This is a genomic window from Methylobacterium sp. D48H (assembly GCF_053345715.1).
The window spans coordinates 1-18,758 of the sequence record NZ_JBKFAP010000017.1 but is presented as its reverse complement, the minus strand read 5'-3'; the positions used below and the strand labels follow the sequence as shown (position 1 = coordinate 18,758).

16 protein-coding genes are annotated in these 18,758 nt (G+C 72.5%); 8 read left to right on the top strand and 8 right to left on the bottom strand.

The annotated features are described in order from the left end of the window. Positions 1–3: 3 nt before the first annotated feature. Positions 4–1,794: a peptide ABC transporter substrate-binding protein gene (locus tag ACLBX8_RS22410; RefSeq protein WP_331298048.1), complete on the bottom strand. Its 1,791-nt coding sequence runs from the start codon at positions 1,792–1,794 to the stop codon at positions 4–6. Between the two features lie 321 nt (positions 1,795–2,115). On the opposite strand from ACLBX8_RS22410, the gene ACLBX8_RS22405 reads away from it, so the two are divergent. Next, positions 2,116–3,537 carry a M20 family metallopeptidase gene (locus ACLBX8_RS22405; RefSeq protein WP_447681950.1) on the top strand — a complete coding sequence of 474 codons (1,422 nt, stop codon included), beginning with the start codon at positions 2,116–2,118 and terminating at the stop codon, positions 3,535–3,537. Between the two features lie 12 nt (positions 3,538–3,549). Here the strand turns inward: ACLBX8_RS22405 and phnE (ACLBX8_RS22400) are convergent, their stop codons facing one another. From phnE (ACLBX8_RS22400) to ACLBX8_RS22375, 6 genes are all read right to left on the bottom strand, one after another. After that, complete coding sequence (gene phnE / locus ACLBX8_RS22400) at positions 3,550–4,365, bottom strand: phosphonate ABC transporter, permease protein PhnE (RefSeq protein WP_020091220.1); 816 nt, start codon at positions 4,363–4,365, stop codon at positions 3,550–3,552. Continuing rightward, a complete protein-coding gene (phnE, locus tag ACLBX8_RS22395) occupies positions 4,362–5,180 on the bottom strand; it encodes a phosphonate ABC transporter, permease protein PhnE (RefSeq protein WP_447699940.1) in 819 nt (272 codons plus the stop codon). Before phnE (ACLBX8_RS22395) ends, phnE (ACLBX8_RS22400) begins: the two co-directional genes overlap by 4 nt. Beyond that, positions 5,177–6,010 carry a phosphonate ABC transporter ATP-binding protein gene (gene phnC, locus ACLBX8_RS22390; protein ID WP_447715762.1) on the bottom strand — a complete coding sequence of 278 codons (834 nt, stop codon included), beginning with the start codon at positions 6,008–6,010 and terminating at the stop codon, positions 5,177–5,179. The genes phnE (ACLBX8_RS22395) and phnC overlap by 4 nt, the downstream gene beginning before the upstream one ends. Further along, a complete protein-coding gene (gene phnD, locus ACLBX8_RS22385; protein ID WP_427508526.1) occupies positions 6,007–7,029 on the bottom strand; it encodes a phosphate/phosphite/phosphonate ABC transporter substrate-binding protein in 1,023 nt (340 codons plus the stop codon). The genes phnC and phnD overlap by 4 nt, the downstream gene beginning before the upstream one ends. A gap of 202 nt (positions 7,030–7,231) precedes the next feature. Further along, on the bottom strand, positions 7,232–7,744 hold the full coding sequence (locus tag ACLBX8_RS22380) for a cytochrome P460 family protein (RefSeq protein ID WP_447715761.1): 513 nt from the start codon (positions 7,742–7,744) through the stop codon (positions 7,232–7,234). 65 nt (positions 7,745–7,809) lie between these two features. Continuing rightward, positions 7,810–8,859, bottom strand: a complete 1,050-nt coding sequence (locus ACLBX8_RS22375; protein ID WP_447715760.1) for an alpha/beta fold hydrolase — start codon at positions 8,857–8,859, stop codon at positions 7,810–7,812. A gap of 203 nt (positions 8,860–9,062) precedes the next feature. Between ACLBX8_RS22375 and ACLBX8_RS22370 the strand changes: the two genes are divergently transcribed. Then, positions 9,063–10,640, top strand: coding sequence for a winged helix-turn-helix domain-containing protein (locus ACLBX8_RS22370; protein WP_447715759.1), 1,578 nt, complete (start codon positions 9,063–9,065; stop codon positions 10,638–10,640). Positions 10,641–10,652: 12 nt separating this feature from the next. Here the strand turns inward: ACLBX8_RS22370 and ACLBX8_RS22365 are convergent, their stop codons facing one another. Continuing rightward, positions 10,653–11,549, bottom strand: coding sequence for a LysR family transcriptional regulator (locus ACLBX8_RS22365; protein WP_042671102.1), 897 nt, complete (start codon positions 11,547–11,549; stop codon positions 10,653–10,655). Positions 11,550–11,666: 117 nt separating this feature from the next. Here ACLBX8_RS22365 and ACLBX8_RS22360 point away from each other — a divergent pair, with 117 nt between their 5' ends. The 6 genes from ACLBX8_RS22360 to ACLBX8_RS22335 all read left to right on the top strand — a co-directional run bounded on the left by ACLBX8_RS22360 (position 11,667) and on the right by ACLBX8_RS22335 (position 18,110). Continuing rightward, positions 11,667–12,617, top strand: coding sequence for an ABC transporter substrate-binding protein (locus ACLBX8_RS22360; protein ID WP_020091228.1), 951 nt, complete (start codon positions 11,667–11,669; stop codon positions 12,615–12,617). Then, a complete protein-coding gene (locus tag ACLBX8_RS22355) occupies positions 12,614–13,474 on the top strand; it encodes an ABC transporter permease (RefSeq protein WP_447715758.1) in 861 nt (286 codons plus the stop codon). The genes ACLBX8_RS22360 and ACLBX8_RS22355 overlap by 4 nt, the downstream gene beginning before the upstream one ends. Further along, positions 13,467–14,249 carry an ABC transporter ATP-binding protein gene (locus ACLBX8_RS22350; RefSeq protein WP_091979593.1) on the top strand — a complete coding sequence of 261 codons (783 nt, stop codon included), beginning with the start codon at positions 13,467–13,469 and terminating at the stop codon, positions 14,247–14,249. The genes ACLBX8_RS22355 and ACLBX8_RS22350 overlap by 8 nt, the downstream gene beginning before the upstream one ends. Beyond that, positions 14,249–15,163, top strand: a complete 915-nt coding sequence (locus ACLBX8_RS22345) for a polysaccharide deacetylase family protein (RefSeq protein WP_447699934.1) — start codon at positions 14,249–14,251, stop codon at positions 15,161–15,163. The genes ACLBX8_RS22350 and ACLBX8_RS22345 overlap by 1 nt, the downstream gene beginning before the upstream one ends. Before the next feature lie 15 nt (positions 15,164–15,178). Continuing rightward, on the top strand, positions 15,179–16,987 hold the full coding sequence (atzF, locus tag ACLBX8_RS22340) for an allophanate hydrolase (RefSeq protein ID WP_447699933.1): 1,809 nt from the start codon (positions 15,179–15,181) through the stop codon (positions 16,985–16,987). Between the two features lie 115 nt (positions 16,988–17,102). Further along, the gene (locus tag ACLBX8_RS22335; protein ID WP_447699932.1) at positions 17,103–18,110 is read left to right on the top strand and encodes a dienelactone hydrolase family protein; all 1,008 of its coding nucleotides are present in this window, start codon (positions 17,103–17,105) and stop codon (positions 18,108–18,110) included. Positions 18,111–18,758: the final 648 nt, after the last annotated feature.

Sequence of the window (18,758 nt, the reverse complement as noted above, 5' to 3'; positions counted from 1 at the left end):
CGCTCAGGCCTCCCTGTACCAGTCGGGCAGGAACGACAGGTCGTTGTCCCAGCCGCTGCGGGGCGCCGTCAGCGTCGCGCCCACCGCCGAGACCTCGGCGCGGTGGATCAGCGGCAGCACGTTCTCGGAGACCGCGAGGTCGTTGCAGGTGATCAGCAGCGCCGCGCGCTTGACCGGGTCGAGCTCGCTCTGGGCGGCGTTGTAGGCCTTGTCGTAGGCGTCGTTGCGCCAGCGCACGACGTTGCGGCCCTGCCACTTGTTGGCCTTCTGGGCCACCTCCCAGGAGGCGTACATGAGCAGCCAGATCGCCGGATCGGCCTGGGTCATGCTGTAGGCGTACATCTCCATGTCGGCGTAGAAATGCGTGCAGGTGTCGGGGTTGGCCGGGTCGGAGGAGAAGAACACCGAGCCGGTCACCGATTTCAGCTCGATCTCGATGCCGGCCTTGGCGGCCGCCTGCTTGATGATCGCCTGCGTCTTCTGGCGCGGCGCGTTGATCGAGGTCTGGAAGACCAGCTTGAGCTTCTTGCCGTCCTTGGCGCGGATGCCGTCGGAACCCTTCTTCCAGCCGGCCTCGTCGAGGAGCGCGTTGGCCTTAGCCGGGTCGAAGGCGAAGCTCGTGTTCTTGGAGACGAAGCGCTCCGGGCCGTTGACCGTGTTGGCGGTGGGCTTGCCGGTGCGGCCGTAGATGTAGGTCTGGATCGACTTGCGGTCGACCAAGAGGTTCATCGCCTGGCACACCTTCGGGTCGGAGAAGGCGGGGTGCTTGGTGGTGATCGAGGCGCGCTCGCCGTCGACCTCGACGTTCGGGTCGGCGGCGTTGAGGAGCAGGAACTCGAGCTTGCCGCCGTAGACCACGTCGACCCGGCCCTTGCCGCCGGTCTCCAGGCGCTTCAGCACCTCGTCCTCGATCAGCATGTTCCAGGCGTAGTCGTACTCGCCGGTCTGGAGCACGGCTCGGGCGGCCGAGACCGCGTCGCCGCCGCCCTTCATCTCGACCGTGTCGAAGTACGGGCGGTTCGGCAGGTGGTAGTCGGGATTGCGCTCGCCGCGGACGATGTCGCCGGGCCGGAACTCCACGAACCGGTACGGGCCGGTGCCCACCGGGGCGAGGTTCTGGGGCGCGTCCCGGGACTTGGCGCCGCTGTAGGGTCCGAACAGGTGCTTCGGCAGCACCATCCCGACGATGCCCACGTAGGCGTCGCACCAGTAGGGCGTGGGCTTGTCGAACAGAACCCGGACGCTGAGGTCGTCGACTTTCTCGACCTTGCAATCCTTGTAGGACCCGGCCGTCACCGCCGCGGTGGCGGGGTCGCGGGCGTATTCCCAGGTGAAGACGAGGTCGTCGGCGGTGAGCGGCTTGCCGTCGTGCCACTTCACGCCGGGCTTGAGCGTCCAGACCACCGAGCGGCCGTCGGCGGCGAGCGCCCCGTTCTCCTTCGAGGGGATCGAGGCGGCGAGCACCGGCACGAGGTTGCCGTCCGCGTCCCAGGCGGCGAGCGGCTCGTAGAAGATCCGCGAGGCGTCCTGGTCCTTGGTGCCGACGGCGAAATGCGGGTTGATCAGCGTCGGCGCCTGCCACCAGAGCAGCTTGAGCGCGCCGCCGCCGCCGGCCTTGGTCGGCTTGTAGCCGGCCCGGATATCGGCCGCCATCGCGACCCCGTTCCCGGCCAGCATCAGCCCGGCCATGGGCGCGGTGAGGCCCACAGCCACCATCCGCTGCACGAAAGCGCGCCGCGACAGGCGGCCGTCCTTCACCTGCCCGATGAGGCCGCGCAGATCCCGTTCGTCCATGTACGCTTTCCCGTTTACCGCCGTGACAGGCACAGCAACATTCCGGCAGCGGCCTTGGCAAGGGGCGGGCCAGTGACGGTTCAATCGGAACGTGTTGACGGACGCTTGGTTCGGGCAGGAGCATGGCCTGAGCGGTGCATGCGGTCAGGCAGCAGCAGGGCTCGCGCCGTGTCCGTCCTTGCGAGCGGAGCGAAGCAATCCAGCGGCGCCACGCTTCCCGAGGGCGCGCAACCCTGGGTCGCTTCGCTGCGCTCGCGAAGACGGCGCGGAGCCCGCTATGGTGGCGCGACCTCGACGCGCAGCTTTCCCGGAGTGGACCCGATGGACAACCGCAACGCCGTGTGGCGCCATGTCGACGCGCAATCGGAACGGCTGATCGCCCTGTCCGAGCGGGTCTGGGGCATGCCGGAGGTCTGCTACACGGAGAGCCGCTCCTGCGCCGAGCACGTCGCCGAGCTGCGCCACCAGGGCTTCCGCGTGACCGAGGCGGTCGCCGGCATCCCGACCGCCGTGATGGGCGAGGCCGGGGACGGCGGGCCGGTCATCGCGTTCCTCGGCGAGTACGACGCCCTGCCGGGCCTGTCGCAGGAGGCCGGCGTCGCCGAGCACCGGCCGGTGGAGGCGGGCGGGCACGGCCACGGCTGCGGCCACAACCTCCTCGGCTCGGCGGCTCTGCTCGCCGCCACCGCGCTGAAGGACTGGCTCGCCGAGACCGGGACGCCCGGCCGCGTGCGCTACTACGGCTGCCCGGCGGAGGAAGGCGGCGCCGCCAAGGCCTTCATGGTCCGCGCCGGCGCCTTCGCGGACGCCGACATCGCGATCACCTGGCATCCGGGCAGCTTCTGGGAGGTGGCACCGCCGGTCGCCCTCGCCAACACCCGGGCCGACTTCGTCTTCACCGGCCGCACCGCCCACGCGGCGGCCGCGCCCCATCTCGGGCGGTCGGCGCTCGACGCCGTCGAGCTGATGAGCGTCGGCGTGAACTACATGCGCGAGCACATGCCGTCCGACGCGCGGGTCCACTACGCCTATCTCGACGCCGGCGGCATCGCCCCGAACGTCGTCCAGGCCGGCGCGACGGTGCGCTACTCGATCCGGGCCCGCGACCTCCCCGGCATGCTGGCGCTGGTCGAGCGGGTGAAGAAGATCGCGCAGGGCGCCGCCCTGATGACCGAGACCGCCGTCGAGGTGCGGATCGTCAGCGCGGTGTCGAACCTGCTGGGCAACGATCCCCTGGAGCGGGCGCTGCACGGCGTCATGGAGGAGCTCGGGCCGCCGCATTTCGACGAGGCCGACCGGGACTTCGCCGGCAAGATCCGGGCGACGCTCACCGACGGCGACATCGACGCTGTGTTCCGCGCCATCGGGATGCCGCGCACCGAGGCGCCGCTCGCCGACTTCCTCGTGCCCCTCGACGCGCCGCGCAACCCGGCGGTGGGGTCCACCGACGTCGGCGACGTCAGCTGGGTGGTGCCGACCGTCCAGGCCCACGCGCCCACGGTGGCCATCGGCACGCCGTTCCACACCTGGCAGGTGGTGGCGCAGGGCAAGACCCCGGCGGCCCACAAGGCGATGGTGCAGGTCGCCAAGGCGATGGCCGCCACCGGGGCCCGGGCGGTGACCGACGCGGCCCTCCGCGACGCCGCCAAGGCGGACCTCGCCCGCCGGGTCGGCGCGGCGGGCTACGTCTCGCCGCTGCCGCCGGAAGTCGAGCCGCCGCTCGGCATGTCGCTGGGGCGCTGACCGGGGCCCGTCTCAGAGCGTCCGGGCGCGGAGCGCCGTCACGACGATCTCGGCCAGGATGACGACGCCGAAGATCGCGGCGAGCACCACGGCGACCTGGTCCCAGTAGAGCAGGTTCAGGGCGGTATCGAGCGCGACGCCGATGCCGCCCGCGCCGACCAGCCCCAGCACGGCGGATTCGCGGATGTTGATGTCCCAGCGGAACAGCGCGATCGACCAGAAGGCCGGTTTCACCTGCGGCCAGTAGCCGAGCAGCAAAGTCGACATCCGGCCGGCACCCGCGGCCTGCAGGGCCTCGATCGAGCCGCGATTGGCCTCCTCCAGCGCCTCGGCGAACAGCTTGCCGGTGAAGCCGACGGAGCGGAGCGCGATCGCCAGGGTCCCGGCCAGCGGCCCCGGGCCGAACACCGCCACGAACAGCAGCGCCCAGACCAGGGAGTTCACCGAGCGCGAGGTCACGAACACGAACTTGGCGAAGAGATTCAGCGCGCGGTTGGGCGTGACGTTGCGGGCCGCCATCAGCCCGATCGGCACCGCGATCGCGATGGCGATCAGGGTGCCGAGCGTCGCGATGTGGAGCGTCTCCACCAGCGCCCGCAGGGTCGGCCCGACATAGCCGGCATCCATCGGCCACATCCGGCCGAACAGGTCGGCCAGCTGGTCGGGGGCGTCGTAGAGGAATTCCGGGATCACCTCGATGGTGCGCAGGCTCGCCACGAAGGCCGCCACCGCGCACAGCGTGAAGGCGAGCCGCGCCAGCCGCTTCCACAGGGGGAAGCGCTGCCAGCGGCGCGGGTCGGCGGACGCGGGCGCGAGGGCGACGCTCACTGGAACACCTTGCGGGCCCAGCCGGAGACGATCTCGGCCACCATGATCAGGGCGACGATGACGATCAGGATCGCCAGCACCACGTCGAAGTCGAAGCGCTGGTAGGCGGTGAACAGCGTCGCGCCGATGCCGCCGCCGCCGACGATGCCCACCATGGTCGAGTTCCGCAGGTTGGAATCGAGCTGGTAGGTGGCGAAGCCGATGAAGCGCGGCAGCACCTGCGGCTGCACGCCCATGATCAGGGTCGACAAGAAGCCGGCGCCGGTCGCCCGCACGGCCTCGACCTGCTTCAGGGAGATCTCCTCGATCGCCTCGGCGAACAGCTTGGCGATGAAGCCCACCGAGGCGACGATCAGCGCCATGACGCCGGCGAGCGCCCCGAAGCCGATCGCCTTCACGAACAGGATCGCCACGATGATCGGGTGGAACGACCGGCAGAGCGCGATCAGGATCCGGGTCGGCCACGTCACCCAGGGCGGCATCAGGTTGCGGGCCGCCAGGAATCCGATCGGCAGGGCGACCGCGATGCCGACCACCGTCGCGATCACGGCGATCTGCAGGCTCTCGACGATCCCCGACTGGATCAGCTCCCAGCGGGAGAAGTTCGGCGGGAACATCCGGGCCAGGAACTGCTGCCCATGGGCGAGGCCGCCGGCGAAGCGCTCGGGCGAGAAGCCGAGCTGGGTCGCCGCGTAGACCGCGTAGACGGCGAGGAGCGCCCAGCCGGCGCGGGCGGTCCAGTTGGGCCGGAACGCGACGCGGTCGGCGGCGTCTGGGGAGGCGTCGGAGGAAGCGGGGCGGGCGGGCGCGCTCATTCGAGCCAGTTCTCGCCGCCGTAGATGCCGCGCAGGTCGGCCTCGCTCAGCCGGTCCGGCGGCCCGTCATAGACCACGTGCCCGCCCGACATGCCGACGATCCGCGCGGCGAAGCGCTGGGCGAGCGCCACGTTGTGGATGTTGACCACCACCGGCACGCCGCGCTCGGCCGCGAGCCGGGACAGGATCTCCATGATCTCGACGGAACTCTTCGGGTCGAGGGACGAGGTCGGCTCGTCGGCGAGCACGATCTCGGGCTCCTGCATGATCGCCCGGGCGATGCCGACGCGCTGGCGCTGCCCGCCCGACAGGGCGTCGGCCCGGCGGGTGGCGAAGCCCGACAGGCCGACCGCGTCGAGGAGGTCGAAGGCGCGGGCGATGTCCGCCTCGGGGAAGCGTCGCAGCCACGCGCGCCAGGCCGGCACGTAGCCGAGGCGGCCGCAGAGCAGGTTCTCCATCACCGAGAGGCGCTCGACCAGGTTGTACTCCTGGAACACCATCCCGATCCGGCGCCGCGCCCGGCGCAGGGCGGGGCCGGAGAGCCGGGCGAGGTCCTCGCCCCGGAACAGGATCTCCCCCGAGGTCGGCTGGACCAGCCGGTTGATGCAGCGGATCAGGGTGCTCTTGCCGGTACCGGACGGCCCGATGATCGCCGTGAGCCCGGTGCCCGGCACCACGAGGTCGATGCCCTTCAGGACCGGCTGGCCGGCCCGGTACGCCTTGGTCAGCCCGCGAATCACCAGCGCGCGCGGATCCTCCGCCCGGGGATCGCCCTCGGCTCCGGCCGCCACCGCGCGCGCCGCGCTCCCCGCCGTCACGGCCTGCGTCACGGCTTGGGCGCGCCCGCGGCCTTCTTGCGCGCCGCCTCGGCCTCCCGGGCGGCCTCGCGCTCGTAGGCGACCTTGTTGTACGGCGTGCCCGATTCCTCCGCGACCTTGCGGACGATCGCCCAGTCCTTGAGGTAGGTGATCGGCGCGAACCGGTCGTCGCCCTCGAAATCCTTCACCATGTCGGGCGGGAAGCGGAAATCGTAGAAGCACTGCTTCAGCTTCTCGGCGAGTTCCGGCTTGAGATCGTGGGCGTAGGCGAAACCCGAGGTCGGGAACTTCTCGCTCGTGTAGATCACCCGGTAATCGTCGCCCTTGATCGTCCCGCGGGCGACCATCCGGTAGAACACGTCCGAGGCCACCGGGGCGGCGTCGTAGTCGCCGGTGCCGACGCCCAGCGCCGACTTGTCGTGGCCGCCCGAGTAGATGAGCTTGTAGTCCTCGCCGGGCTTCAGTCCCTGCTCGGGGAACAGCGCCTTGGGCGCGAGGTTGCCGGAATTCGACGACGGCGCCGTGTGGGCCACGCGCTTGCCCTTGAGGTCGGCCAGCGTCTTGTACGGGCTGCTCGCCTTCACCACGACGATCAGGTTGTAGCCCTCGGCGCCCTTCTCGGTGCCCTTGGCGGCGAACGGGATCGCGCCGGCCATGTTCACCGCGAAGCCGAGGGGCCCGGTCGAGAAGCCCGCCACCGTGAGCCGGCCGGATCGCATCGCCTCGATCTCGGCGGAGTTCGACTGGACCGGGTAGTAGACGACGCGCTTGCCCGTGCACTGGCTCAGGTAGGTCGTGAACGGCTTGAACGAGTTCTCGTAGACCGCGGGATCCTCCACCGGCGTGTAGGCGAAGACGATCACACTCGGGTCGCGGGTCTTGGACGGGACGTCGGCGACGAGGTCCTTGTTGGCGTCGCAGTAGGCGTCGTCGAGTTGGCCGCGGTTGGGGCACTCGTCGGCCCTGAGGGGCGAGAGGGAACCGAAGCCGCAGAGCAGCGCCAGGGCTGCGCCGTATCGGGCGATCGTCACGCGCTATCCTCCCTGCGGGGCCGTGCCTCGGGCCGGCGCCGTCATGTCTCGCCCGGTCCGGGCCGAGCTTGAGCCGGCAAAGGTGTAGGCGCCGGCTGACGGGAGACGCAAGGCGCGACAGCGAGCGGACGTTGAGGGAAGCCGCGCGCTGACAGGGGCGTCGTGGCGTCCGTCCGGGCGTCCGTACGGGCGGCGGCCGGCCTCAGGGCGCGAGCCGCGTGAACACGTAGTCGTGGTCCCGGACATTCGCGCTGTGGCAGGCGAAGCAGGTCTCGTGCTGGGCCGCGTCCGCGGGCTTGCCGTCGACGAAGCGCCCGAACCCCCAGCCCCCCGTCGCCGCGTAGCGCCGCGAATCCTTCACCATGACCTGAACCGTCGTGGCGCCGCCGGGCACGAAGGCCGGGGCGAACTCCGCGGACGGCACCCGCGTCCAGGCGCGCTTCACCAGCACCGTCCCGTCCGGGAACGGCAGGGTGCCCGACCGGTAGGCGTCCAGCGCCCGCGCGTTGCCGACCACGGCGCGCAGCTCGTCGAGGGCCCCGGTCTCCTGCGCGACGCCGACGAGCTGCCAGTCGCGGTACCCGTCCGGGACGGTGACGCCGTAGATCGGCGAGGCCGCCGGGGAAGTCCCGGCATCCACGGCGCGCACCGCAGAGCCTCCCAAAATCAGGCCCGCAGCGAGCAGGGCCGGCAGCGCGACAGCCAGGAACCGCATGGCAACCTCCGTCATCGTCTCGGGATGATCGTGTGTCCGGGGATGATCCGGCCGCGCCGGCGCGGTCAGGCCGCGGCCGCGTCGATCACGGCCTGCGCGAAGGCGCGCGGGGCCTCCTGCGGGAGGTTGTGGCCGATCCCGCCGGTGATCAGCCGGTGCGCGTAGCGTCCGGTGAACTTGGCCGCGTAGCTGGCGGGGTCGGGATGCGGGGCGCCGTTCGCGTCGCCCTCCAGGGTGATGGTCGGCACGCCGATCGTGGGCGCCTGCGCGAGGCGGCTCTCCAGCGCGTCGTACCGGCGCTCGCCATCGGCGAGGCCCATCCGCCAGCGGTAATTGTGGATGACGATGCTGACGTGATCCGGGTTGTCGAGGGCCGGGGCGCTCCGCGCGAAGGTTGCGTCGTCGAAGCGCCAGCGCGGCGAGGCGGTCTGCCAGATCAGCTTGGCGAAGTCGGCACGGTAGGCCTCGTAGCCGGCCCGCCCCCGGCTGGTGGCGAAGTAGAACTGGTACCACCAGGACAGCTCGGCCCGCGGCGGCAGCGGCTTCTTGCCGGCCTCCTGGTTGCCGATCAGGTAGCCGCTGACCGCCACCAGCGCCCGGCACCGCTCCGGCCACAGCGCCGCGACGATGTCGGCCGTCCGCGCGCCCCAGTCGAAGCCGCCCAGGACGGCCTGGGGGATCTTCAGGGCGTCCATCAGGGCGATGACGTCCACCGCGAGTGCCGCCTGCTCGCCGTTCCGGACCGTGTCCGACGCCAGGAAACGGGTGGTGCCGTAGCCGCGCAGGTACGGCACGATCACCCGGTGCCCGGCCGCCGTGAGGATCGGAACGACCTCCGCGAAGGCGTGGATGTCGTAGGGCCAGCCGTGCAGCAGGATGACCGCCGGCCCGTCGGCGGGACCGGCCTCGACGTAGCCGACGTCGAGCACGCCGGCCTCGACCTGCTTCAGGACGCCCGGCACGGCGCCGGGGACCGGGGCGCCGGGGGCCGAGCCGCCCTGCGCCCGCGCGGTCCGGCCGAGGCCGAGCTCGGCGAGGGCGGCGGTGGCTACCGCGCTCTTCAGGAGGCGGCGGCGGCTCCAGGCGGATGTGTCGGGATCGGTCTCGCGGGCCATGGACAGCTCCCTCGTCGGAAAGTCTTCGATGGAGCGAAATCTATCCCGATGCTCGACACCGCGCTTTGAGAGGACCTTGAGGACACCTTCAGAGGCCCATGATTTATGCCCGCCCGGGCCCGTGCTAGAGCGCCCTCCGCCGCGGAGACCGGTTCGGTGAGCAGGGCGCGGAACGCGGACATGGCCCCGCCCAGGAACGCCCCGTGATCTACCGGTTCGGATCCTTCACCCTCGATTCTGCCCGGCGGGAGCTCAGCCGGGACGGCGCCGAGATCGCCGTCGAGCCGCAGGTCTTCGACCTCCTGCGGGTGCTGATCGAGCGGCGCGACCGGGTGGTGAGCCGCGACGACCTGCTGGGGGCGGTCTGGAACGGGCGCATCGTCTCCGAGGCGACCCTCGGCAGCCGGATCAACGCGGCCCGGACCGCGATCGGCGACACCGGAACCGAGCAGCGCTGGATCCGGACGCTCCCGCGCAAGGGCGTGCGCTTCGTCGGCGCCGTGCGGGAGGCCGCATCGGAGGTCTCGCCCGGGATCGCTCCGGAAGACGCGGCGGAGGCGAGCGTCACGTGGCGCACCGGGCCGCGCCTGCCCGCGGTGGCGGTCCTGCCCTTCACCAACATGAGCGCGGATCCGGATCAGGACTACTTTGCCGACGGGATCACCGAGGAGATCATCACGGCGCTGTCCCGCGTCAGCGGCCTGTTCGTGATCGCGCGCAACTCGACCTTCACCTACCGGGGCGCGGCGATCGACGTGCGCCGGGTCGGGCAGGAGCTCGGCGTCGGCTACGTGGTCGCCGGCAGCGTGCGCCGCGGCGGGTCGCGCCTGAGGATCACCGGCCAGCTGGTCGATGCCGGGACCGGCGCCCATCTCTGGGCCGACAGCTTCGACGGCGGGCTCGACGACGTCTTCGCCCTGCAGGAGCGGGTCGCCGCGCGCGCCGCCGCCGCGATCGAGCCCACCCTCCAGCTGGCGGAGATCGGCCGGCTCGGCCGCGACGCGCCGGCCCATCCGGACGCCTACGACCGGCTGCTCCGGGCCAATGCCCGGCTCGCCGACTTCACCGCCGCCGGCATGGCGGCGGCGCTCGATCACCTGGACGAGGCCCTGGCGCTCGACCCGGGCTACGCACCGGCGATGGCCGCCGCGGCCTATTGCCGAGCGCAGTGCCATTTCCAGGGCTGGATCGCGCAGGGCGACGCGGAGCGCGCGGCGGCCGTGCGGCTGGCCTGGGGCGCGGTCGAGCGCGCGCCCGGGGACGCGCAGGTGCTGTGGATGGCGGCCTTCGCGGTCTGGAACATGTCGGAGACCGGGCGGGACCGGGCACGCGACCTGTTCGGCCGCGCGCTGCTCGTCAACCCGAACTCCGCCCTGGCGCTCACCCTCGCGGGCTGGATCGAGACCATGTGCGGCCGCGCGGAGGCGGGACGCGCCATGGTCGAGCGGGCGCTGCAGCTCAACCCGCGGGATCCGCGCGGCTGGCTGATGTCGGGCGTGATGGCGGTCGCGGCGGTCAGCGAGGCCGACTATCCCGAGGCGATCCGGTGGGCCGAGCGGGCGCTGGCGCAGAACCGACGCTTCGCCGTCGCCCTGCGGGCGCTCGCCGTGGCCCATGTCGGGCTCGGCCAGCCGGAGCGCGCCCGGCAGGCGGTCGCCGAGCTCCTGGCGATCGAGCCCGGATTGACGGTCTCGGGCTTCCTGGCGCGGATCCCCTTCCCGGTCGCCGCCCTGGGGCAGCGATACGCCGAGGCCCTGGCCGAAGCCGGCCTGCCCGCCTGAGCGGGACGCCGGTCAGGCCCCTTCCCGGTTCAGCCGGACGACGAGCTGATCGGCGAACTTGGCGGCGGCCACCGACAGCGAGCGCCCGCGCAGCTGCGCCAGGACCAGCGTCATCGGGGTGAGGTCGCGGGTGTCGATCGGCCGGCTGTGCAGGCGCGGATCCTCCGGGATGCCGCTGGGCACCTGCAGGCTCACCACGTCCTCCCGCAGGGTGAGGTTGCGCAGGAACTCCAGCGAGCCCGACTCCACGACCGGCCGCAGCTCGACGCCCCGCCGGGCCAGCGCGTGCTCGATGTGGTGGCGGATGGCGAGCGATCGGTCGGGCAGCGCCAGGGCGTGCGCGAGACAGTCGCGCAGCCGCACCGGCCCGCTCTCCGCCGCCAGCGCGTGGCCTCTGCGCATCAGCGCGCACAGGGTCTGATGGCCGGAATAGAGCGGGTGCAGCTCCGCCGAGGGCGGCGGCTGCAGGATCAGGGCGAGGTCGGCCTCGAATTCCGCCAGGGCTGTCACCGCCTGGGCGTGGTCGCGGACCTGCACGGTGAAGCCGACCTGCGGAAAGCGGGCGCGGTAGGCCTCGACCTCCTCGGGCACCACCTGGGTGACGAAGGCCTGGCTGCAGGCGAGCGCCACGTGCCCCCGCCGCACGCCCGACAGGTCGGCGATCTGCGAGCGGACCCGGTCGAGATCGGCGGCCTGGTCGCGGATGTGCCGGGCGAAGAGCTCGCCGGCCGCGTTGAGCCGCATCCCCTGCGGCAGGCGCTCGAAGATCGGCGTGCCGAGCTCGTATTCGAGATCCTGGATCTGCCGGGTCAGGGCCGAGGGCGTGAGGTTCAAGCGCTCCGCGGCGCGCCGGATCGAGCCGGCGCGGGCGACCTCGGCGACGTAGGTGACGGTGCGCAGGTGCTTCACGCCCCTACCCTGCCGGGCTGTTGCGTTTATGGCAACGGCACGCTCAGAAAATAGCACTTCCTCGCAACAGGTGGCGCCCGTAGCGTCGGCACATCGGGACCCTTCAGGAGCCGTTCGATGATCCGCCGCCGCACCCTCCTGGCCGGTCTCGGGGCCGGCCTCGCCCTCGGACCCCTGGCCCGGGCCCGCGCCCAGGGCGCGCCCGTCACGATCCGGATGGGCTCCCTCAAGCTGATCCACTCGATCGCGCCGAGCTTCTACGCGCGCTTCACCCCGCCCGGGGTGAATGTGGAGGTTGTGCCCTTCGAGAGCCCGACCGAGTGCAAGAACGCCGTGGTCACCAAGTCGGTGGATTTCGGCACCTTCGGGATCGCCGCCGCGACGCTGGGCGCCGCCGCCGGCGAGCCGCTCGTGGTCATCGCCTCCACCTGCAACCGCGGGATGGCGGTGATCGCCAAGAAGGGCTCCGACATCCACGCCATCAAGGACCTGCGCGGCAAGCGCGTCGCGATCTGGCCCGGCAGCACCCAGGAGGTCTTCGTCCTGGAGCGGATGCGCATGGAGGGGCTCTCGGTGAAGGACATCACCCCCGTGCGCGTCTCCTTCTCGGAGATGCACATCGCCCTCGCCCGCGGCGACGTCGACGCCTATGTCGGCGCCGAGCCGGGCCCCGGCGTCAGCCTCGCCTCGGGCGTCGGCCAGCTCGTCGAGTACCCCTACGGCACCGAGATGGGCGCGCTGAACATGGTGTTCGGCGCCCACCGCGACACGCTGGCCGAGCGGCCGGACCTCGTCCGGACCATGCTGGAGATCCACCGCAAGGCGACGGACTTCGCGGCCGGCGACCGCGACGCGATGATCGCCATGGCGGTGGCGAAGCTCGGCCAGAAGCGCGAGGCGCTCGAGCTCTCGGCCCCGAACGTCGAGCTGACCTGGCGCCTCGGGCCGAACGAGATCCGGCAGGCCGACGCCTACGCGCAGCACATGCTCGCGCTCAAGCAGATCAAGCGGCTGCCGGAGCCCGGCTTCATCGATACCCGCTTCGTCGACGCGCTGGGGCGGGCGTGAGCACCGGGATCGAGGCCGGCGCCCTGCCGGCGGCGGTGACGCCGGCCCCCGCCCGCCGGGCCGGATCCGGACCCGGGCCCGCCCACCTGCGCCGGCTGGCGCTCGCCTGCGTGGTGCCGGCCGCGCTCGTCGCGGTCTGGCAGGTCACCACCGCGGGCCGGCCCTACAGCCTGATCCCGCCGCCCGCGGAGGTCTGGGCCGAGATGCGGGACCTCGCCATCGGCGGCGTCAACGACGACGCCTTCAGCGGCACGCTCTGGACCCATCTCGCGGCCTCGCTGAGCCGGGTCTACGGCGGCTTCGCGCTGGCGGCCGCTGCCGCCCTGCCGCTCGGCCTGCTGATCGGCCGCGTGCCCCTGATCCGGGCGCTGCTCGATCCCGTCCTGCAGGTGCTGCGGCCGGTTCCGGTCACCGCGTGGCTGCCCTTGGCGATGATCCTGTTCGGCCTCGGGCCGCGCTCGGCCTTCTTCCTCGTGTTCCTCGGGGCGTTCTACCCGATCCTGGTCAACACCGTGTTCGGGGTCCGCTCCGTTGAGCCGCGCCTGTTCGAGGCGGCAGCGATGCTGGGCTGCACCGGGCCGGCCCAGTTCGTCCGCGTGGTGCTGCCGGCGGCGCTGCCGTCGATCTTCACCGGCCTGCGGCTGGGGCTGGGCTTCGCCTGGGTGGTGATCGTGGTCGGCGAGATGACCGGCGTCCAGACCGGCCTCGGGGCGATCATCATGGAGGCGCGCCAGCTCTCGCGCACCGAGATCGTGATCTGCGGCATGGCGGTGATCGGGGTCGCGGGCTTCGTCTCCGACTGGCTGGTCATGCAGCTCGGCCGCCGGCTGCTCGCCTGGAGCCCCAATCATGGCTGATCCGACGATCCCGATCCTCGACATGCGGGCGGTCTCCAAGACCTACGCGGCGGGCGGCCGCCGGACCGAGGCCCTGCGCGAGGCGAACCTCACGGTGTCCCGCGGCGAGTTCGTCTGCCTGCTCGGCGCCTCGGGCTGCGGGAAGTCGACGCTGCTGCGGGTCGCCGCCGGCTTCGAGGCCCCGACCGCCGGGCAGGCCCTGATGTGGGGCAAGCCGATCGCCGGGCCGGGGCCGAGCCGCGGCATGGTCTTCCAGGATTACGGCCTGTTCCCGTGGCTCACGGTGCGGGACAATATCGGCTTCGGCCCGAAGGCCCGCGGGCGGCCCGCCGCCGAGGTGCGCGACACCGCCGAGCGCTACATCGCCCTCGTCGGCCTCCAGGCCTTCGCCGACGCTTACCCGCACCAGCTCTCGGGCGGGATGAAGCAGCGGGTCGCCATCGCCCGGGTGCTCGCCAACGAGGCCGAGGTGGTGCTGATGGACGAGCCCTTCGGGGCGCTCGACGCCATGACCCGCGAGCGACTGCAGGACGAGCTGCTCGACCTGTGGTCGCGGACGGGGCTGACGATCCTGTTCGTCACCCACGCCATCGAGGAGGCGATCTTCCTCGCGGACCGCATCGTGATGATGTCGCCCGGCCCCGGCCGGATCGAGGCGATCCACCCGGTCGAGTTGCCGCGGCGGCGCGACGTGTCGAGCCCGGCCTTCAACGACCTGCGCCGGATGCTGGCGGCCCAGCTCCACAGCCACCACGCCCCGCGGGCCGCCGCCTGATGGACACCGCGCCCGACGATCCCCGCCGGCCCGAGAACCGCCTCGCCTACCGCGCCGCCGTCGACCGGCCGCGCCTGACGCTGCCGGGCGGCAAGCACGTCGCGGTCTGGCCGGTGGTCAACGTCGAGCACTGGCTGATCGACAACCCGATGCCGCGCCAGATCCTGGTGCCGCCGACCGCCGCGAGCCTGCTTCCGGATATCCCCAACTGGGCGTGGCACGAGTACGGGATGCGGGTCGGCTTCTGGCGCTTCCTCGAGGCCTTCGCCAACCGCGGAATCCGCCCGACGCTCTCGATCAACGGCTCGGTCTGCACGGCCTATCCCCGCGTGGCCGAGGCCGCTCACGCGGCCGGCTGGGAGTTCATGGCCCACGGCTTCCACCAGGTCCCGACGCACCGGATCCCGGACCAGCCGGCGATGATCGCCCGCACCGTCGCGGCGATCACCCAGACCACGGGGCGCCCGCCGCGCGGCTGGCTGGGACCGGGCCTCACCGAGACCCTCGACACGCCCGACCACCTGCGCGCGGCCGGCCTCGAGTACGTCGGCGACTTCGTGGTCGACGACCGCCCCTGCCGGGTGGCGACGTGCACGGGCGACCTCGTCGCCCTCCCCTACTCCGTCGAGCTCAACGACATCCCGCTGCTGGCCATCCAGCACCACCGGGCCGACGAGTTCGTGGAGCGGGCGCTCGCCCATCTCGACCGGCTCGCGGCCGAGGCCGCCGGCTCCGGCCCCCTCGGCGGGGCCAAGGTGATGGGCTTCGCGATCCACCCCTACATCACCGGCGTGCCGCACCGGATCGGCCTGCTGGAGCGGCTGCTCGACGCCGTCCTGGCGCGCAGTGACGCGGTGTTCATGCAGGGGGGCGAGATCCTCGACTGGTACCGCGCCACCGGCGACGAATCCTGAGCCTCGCTGCGAGGAATGACCGTGCCCCCCTTCCCGACCATCCCGCTCCTGCACGCGGCCTACGCCGAAGGCCTCGACCCGCGCGCCGTCGTGGCCGAGGCCTACCGGCGGCTCGCCGCGGTGGACGATCCCGGCATCTTCCTCGCGCTCGTCCCGGAGGCGGATGCTCGCGAAGCCGCGGCGGCGCTCCCGCCCTTCGACCCCGCGGCGATGCCGCTCTGGGGCGTGCCCTTCGCCGTCAAGGACAACATCGACGTCGCCGGGCTGCCGACCACTGCCGCCTGCCCGGACTTCGCCCATACCCCCGCCGAGACCGCGCCCGCGGTGGCGCGTCTCCTCGCGGCCGGCGCGATCCTGATCGGCAAGACCAACCTCGACCAGTTCGCCACCGGGCTCGTCGGCCTGCGCACCCCCTACCCGGCCCCGCGCAACGCGATCGATCCGGCCTACGTGCCCGGCGGGTCCAGCAGCGGCTCGGCCGTGGCGGTGGCCCACGGGATCGTCGCCTTCGCGCTCGGCACCGACACGGCGGGGTCGGGCCGGGTGCCGGCGGCGCTCAACAACGTCGTCGGGCTGAAGCCCTCCCTCGGGGCGATCTCCAGCCGCGGGATGCTGCCGGCCTGCCGGACCCTCGACACGCTCTCGGTCTTCGCCGGCACCGTGGCCGACGCCGACGCGGCCTTCCGGGTCATGCTGGGTACGGATGCCGCCGATCCCTGGTCGCGGGCCCTGCCGGTGCCGGCCGCCCCCGCCGCCCTCCCGCCGGGCCTGCGCCTCGGGCTCCCGGACGCGGCGAGCCTCCGCTTCGGCGGCGACGGGCTCTCGGAGGCGGCCTTCGCGGCGACGGTCGCCGATCTCGAAGCCCTCGCCGGGGCGGCGCCGGTCGATCTCGCGCCGATGTTCGCCGTCGCGGCCCTGCTCTACGACGGCCCGTGGGTCGCCGAGCGCTACGCGGCGATCCGCCCGGTGATGGAGACGCGCCCCGACATCCTCCACCCGACGACGCGGGCGGTCATCGCCTCCGCCGAGCGCCACAGCGCGGCCGACGCCTTCGCGGGCCTCTACCGCCTCGCGGCGCTGCGCCGGGCCGCGGACGCGGTCTGGGACCGGATCGACGTCCTCGCCGTGCCGACCTACCCCCGCCCGCAGACCTGCGCGGCGGTCGCGGCCGACCCGATCGGGCCGAACAGCGAGCTCGGCACCTACACCAACTTCGTCAACCTGCTGGACTGGTGCGCCCTGGCGGTGCCGGGCCGGCCCCGCGCCGACGGCTTCCCCGCCGGGATCACCCTGCTGGCGCCGCGCGGCTCGGACGGGCTCCTCGCCGCCCTCGGGGCACGCCTGCACGCGGCCTCGGCGCCGCGGATCGGCGCGGGCACGATGCCGGTGCCGGTCGTGGAGCCGGGGCCGGCCACGGCCGGACCGGACGCGATCGAGCTGGCGGTCGTCGGGGCGCATCTCTCGGGATTGCCGCTGAACCGCGAGCTGGCCGGCTGCGGCGGGCGCTTCCTGCGCGCCGTGCCGACAGCCCGGGACTATCGCCTCTACGCCCTGCCGGGCGGCCCGCCGCAGCGCCCGGGGCTGCTCCGGGTGGCGGCCGGGGACGGCGCCCCCATCGAAACCGAGGTGTGGGCCCTGCCGCCCGCCGCGTTCGGACGCTTCGTCGGCGCCATCCCGGCACCGCTCGGCATCGGCACGCTGCGACTCGCCGACGGCACGGCGCCCAAGGGCTTCCTGGTCGAGCAAGCCGGCCTCGACGGGGCGGCCGACATCACGCGCTTCGGCGGCTGGCGCGCCTACCTGGCCGACCGCGCGGCCGCGTAGCCCTCGCCCCCGGGGCCTGACATCGGGCAGCGAGAGGAAACCGGTTCCGCTCCCTCCCGCGGCGACAGGCCACCCGCGCCGCTGCTAGGCTGCCGCCCGGTGGCGGAGCGTTCCGATGCGGCGATCGATCCTGTTCCTGGCGGCCTGTCTGCTGGCCGGCATCACGCCGGCGGCCTCCGCCGGGCCCGCAGCGGACGGCGTCGCCGATCTCGGCAGCTACGCCGCCCGCGTGGAGGTTCACCCGTTCGAGAGCCTGACGCTGACCGACCGGCAGTTCCTCACCGGCACGTCCGCGGGAGCGAAGCCGGTCACGGTCGCGGGGATCCTGCGCATCGCCAAGGCGGGGACCGAGCGCCTGCCGACCGTGATCCTGATGCACGGCTCCGGGGGCCTGGGCGGCAACATCGAGTTCTGGCAGCGGGCGCTGGCGGCGCGCGGGATCTCGACCTTCGCGATCGACGGCTTCACCGGGCGCGGCCTGACCAGCGTCAACACCGACCAGAGCCTCCTGGCGCGCACGAACCTGATCCTCGACATCTACCGGGCGCTGGGCGTGCTGGCGAAGCATCCGCGGGTCGACCCGGCGCGGATCGCCGTAATGGGCTTCTCGCGCGGCGGGCAGGCCGCGCTCTACGCCAGCCTCAAGCGCTTCGACGCGGCCTGGAACCGCTCCGGCGTGATCCCCGCGCTCTACCTGCCGGTCTACCCGGACTGCTCCATCCGCTTCCGGGACGACACGACCGTGGCGGATCGGCCGATCCGGATCTTCGGTGGCGGCGGCGACGACTACAATCCCGCCGCCACCTGCGCGGCCTACGCGGAGCGGCTGAGGGCGGCCGGCGCCGATGTCGACCTGACCGTCTTTCCCGGAGCGCAGCACGTCTTCGACAACCCGACCGGGCCGACCCAGCCCGTGGTGGCCCGGGGCGCGCAGACCGTCCGCGCCTGCGCGATAAGCGAGGCGGCGGACGGCGCCCTCGTGGCGGGCCCGGACGCCACGCCGTTCACCTACGCGGACCCGTGCGTGCAGCGCGACCCGCATATCGGCTCCGACGCCGCCGCCCGCGCCGGGATCCTGGCGCGTGTCTCGCACGCGCTGGACGCCGCGTTCCGGGGACGGTGACCGACGGAGCGCGGTGCGGATCTGCGCGGCCCCTGCCTGCCCGCCGCGCGCTCGCGCGGCGGCCGACTCGGTCAATTGACGTCGTCGGCTTGCCCCGCACCGCCCGGGCCGCCCCCAACCTGCGTGTCGCGTGGCGTTCTACCTCCAGGCAGCGTCATGAATGCTCACAGATCGAACGTGCTCGGCCGAACTGTGGCGATCTCGTGCCCAACTGGGCCAGTAGGCGCAGCCTCTTCGACGGCGAGGACAATCTATCGGGGCTCTCTTTAACTGCCCGGAGACCCGCGACCCCGCTCTCGCGGGCACGGACACCTTCCGACCCTAACACCGCAACCAACCTCGCATTAAGAACAGGGACAACCGAGAGCGTAGCTGTGCGCTTCAATCGACAAATCTACTGCGTTAGATACATCATCGAAATTCGATTTGTCTTAGATGCACGGAAATCGAAGCTGTTCATATCAGGGCCGAAAGTCACTTGTCGCGAGACGGAGCCCATCGCCGAGATCCGCCGGCAAGAAGTACGCCTCCGGTGAGAGCCGCCTTGTGAGACGGGGCCTCGTGCCCGACGTCTGACCTTAATGCTGGCGTTAAAGTCATCGGATCAAGGCGATGCGGGTCGAGGTTCTTGCCGGGGTCGAGCGCCGG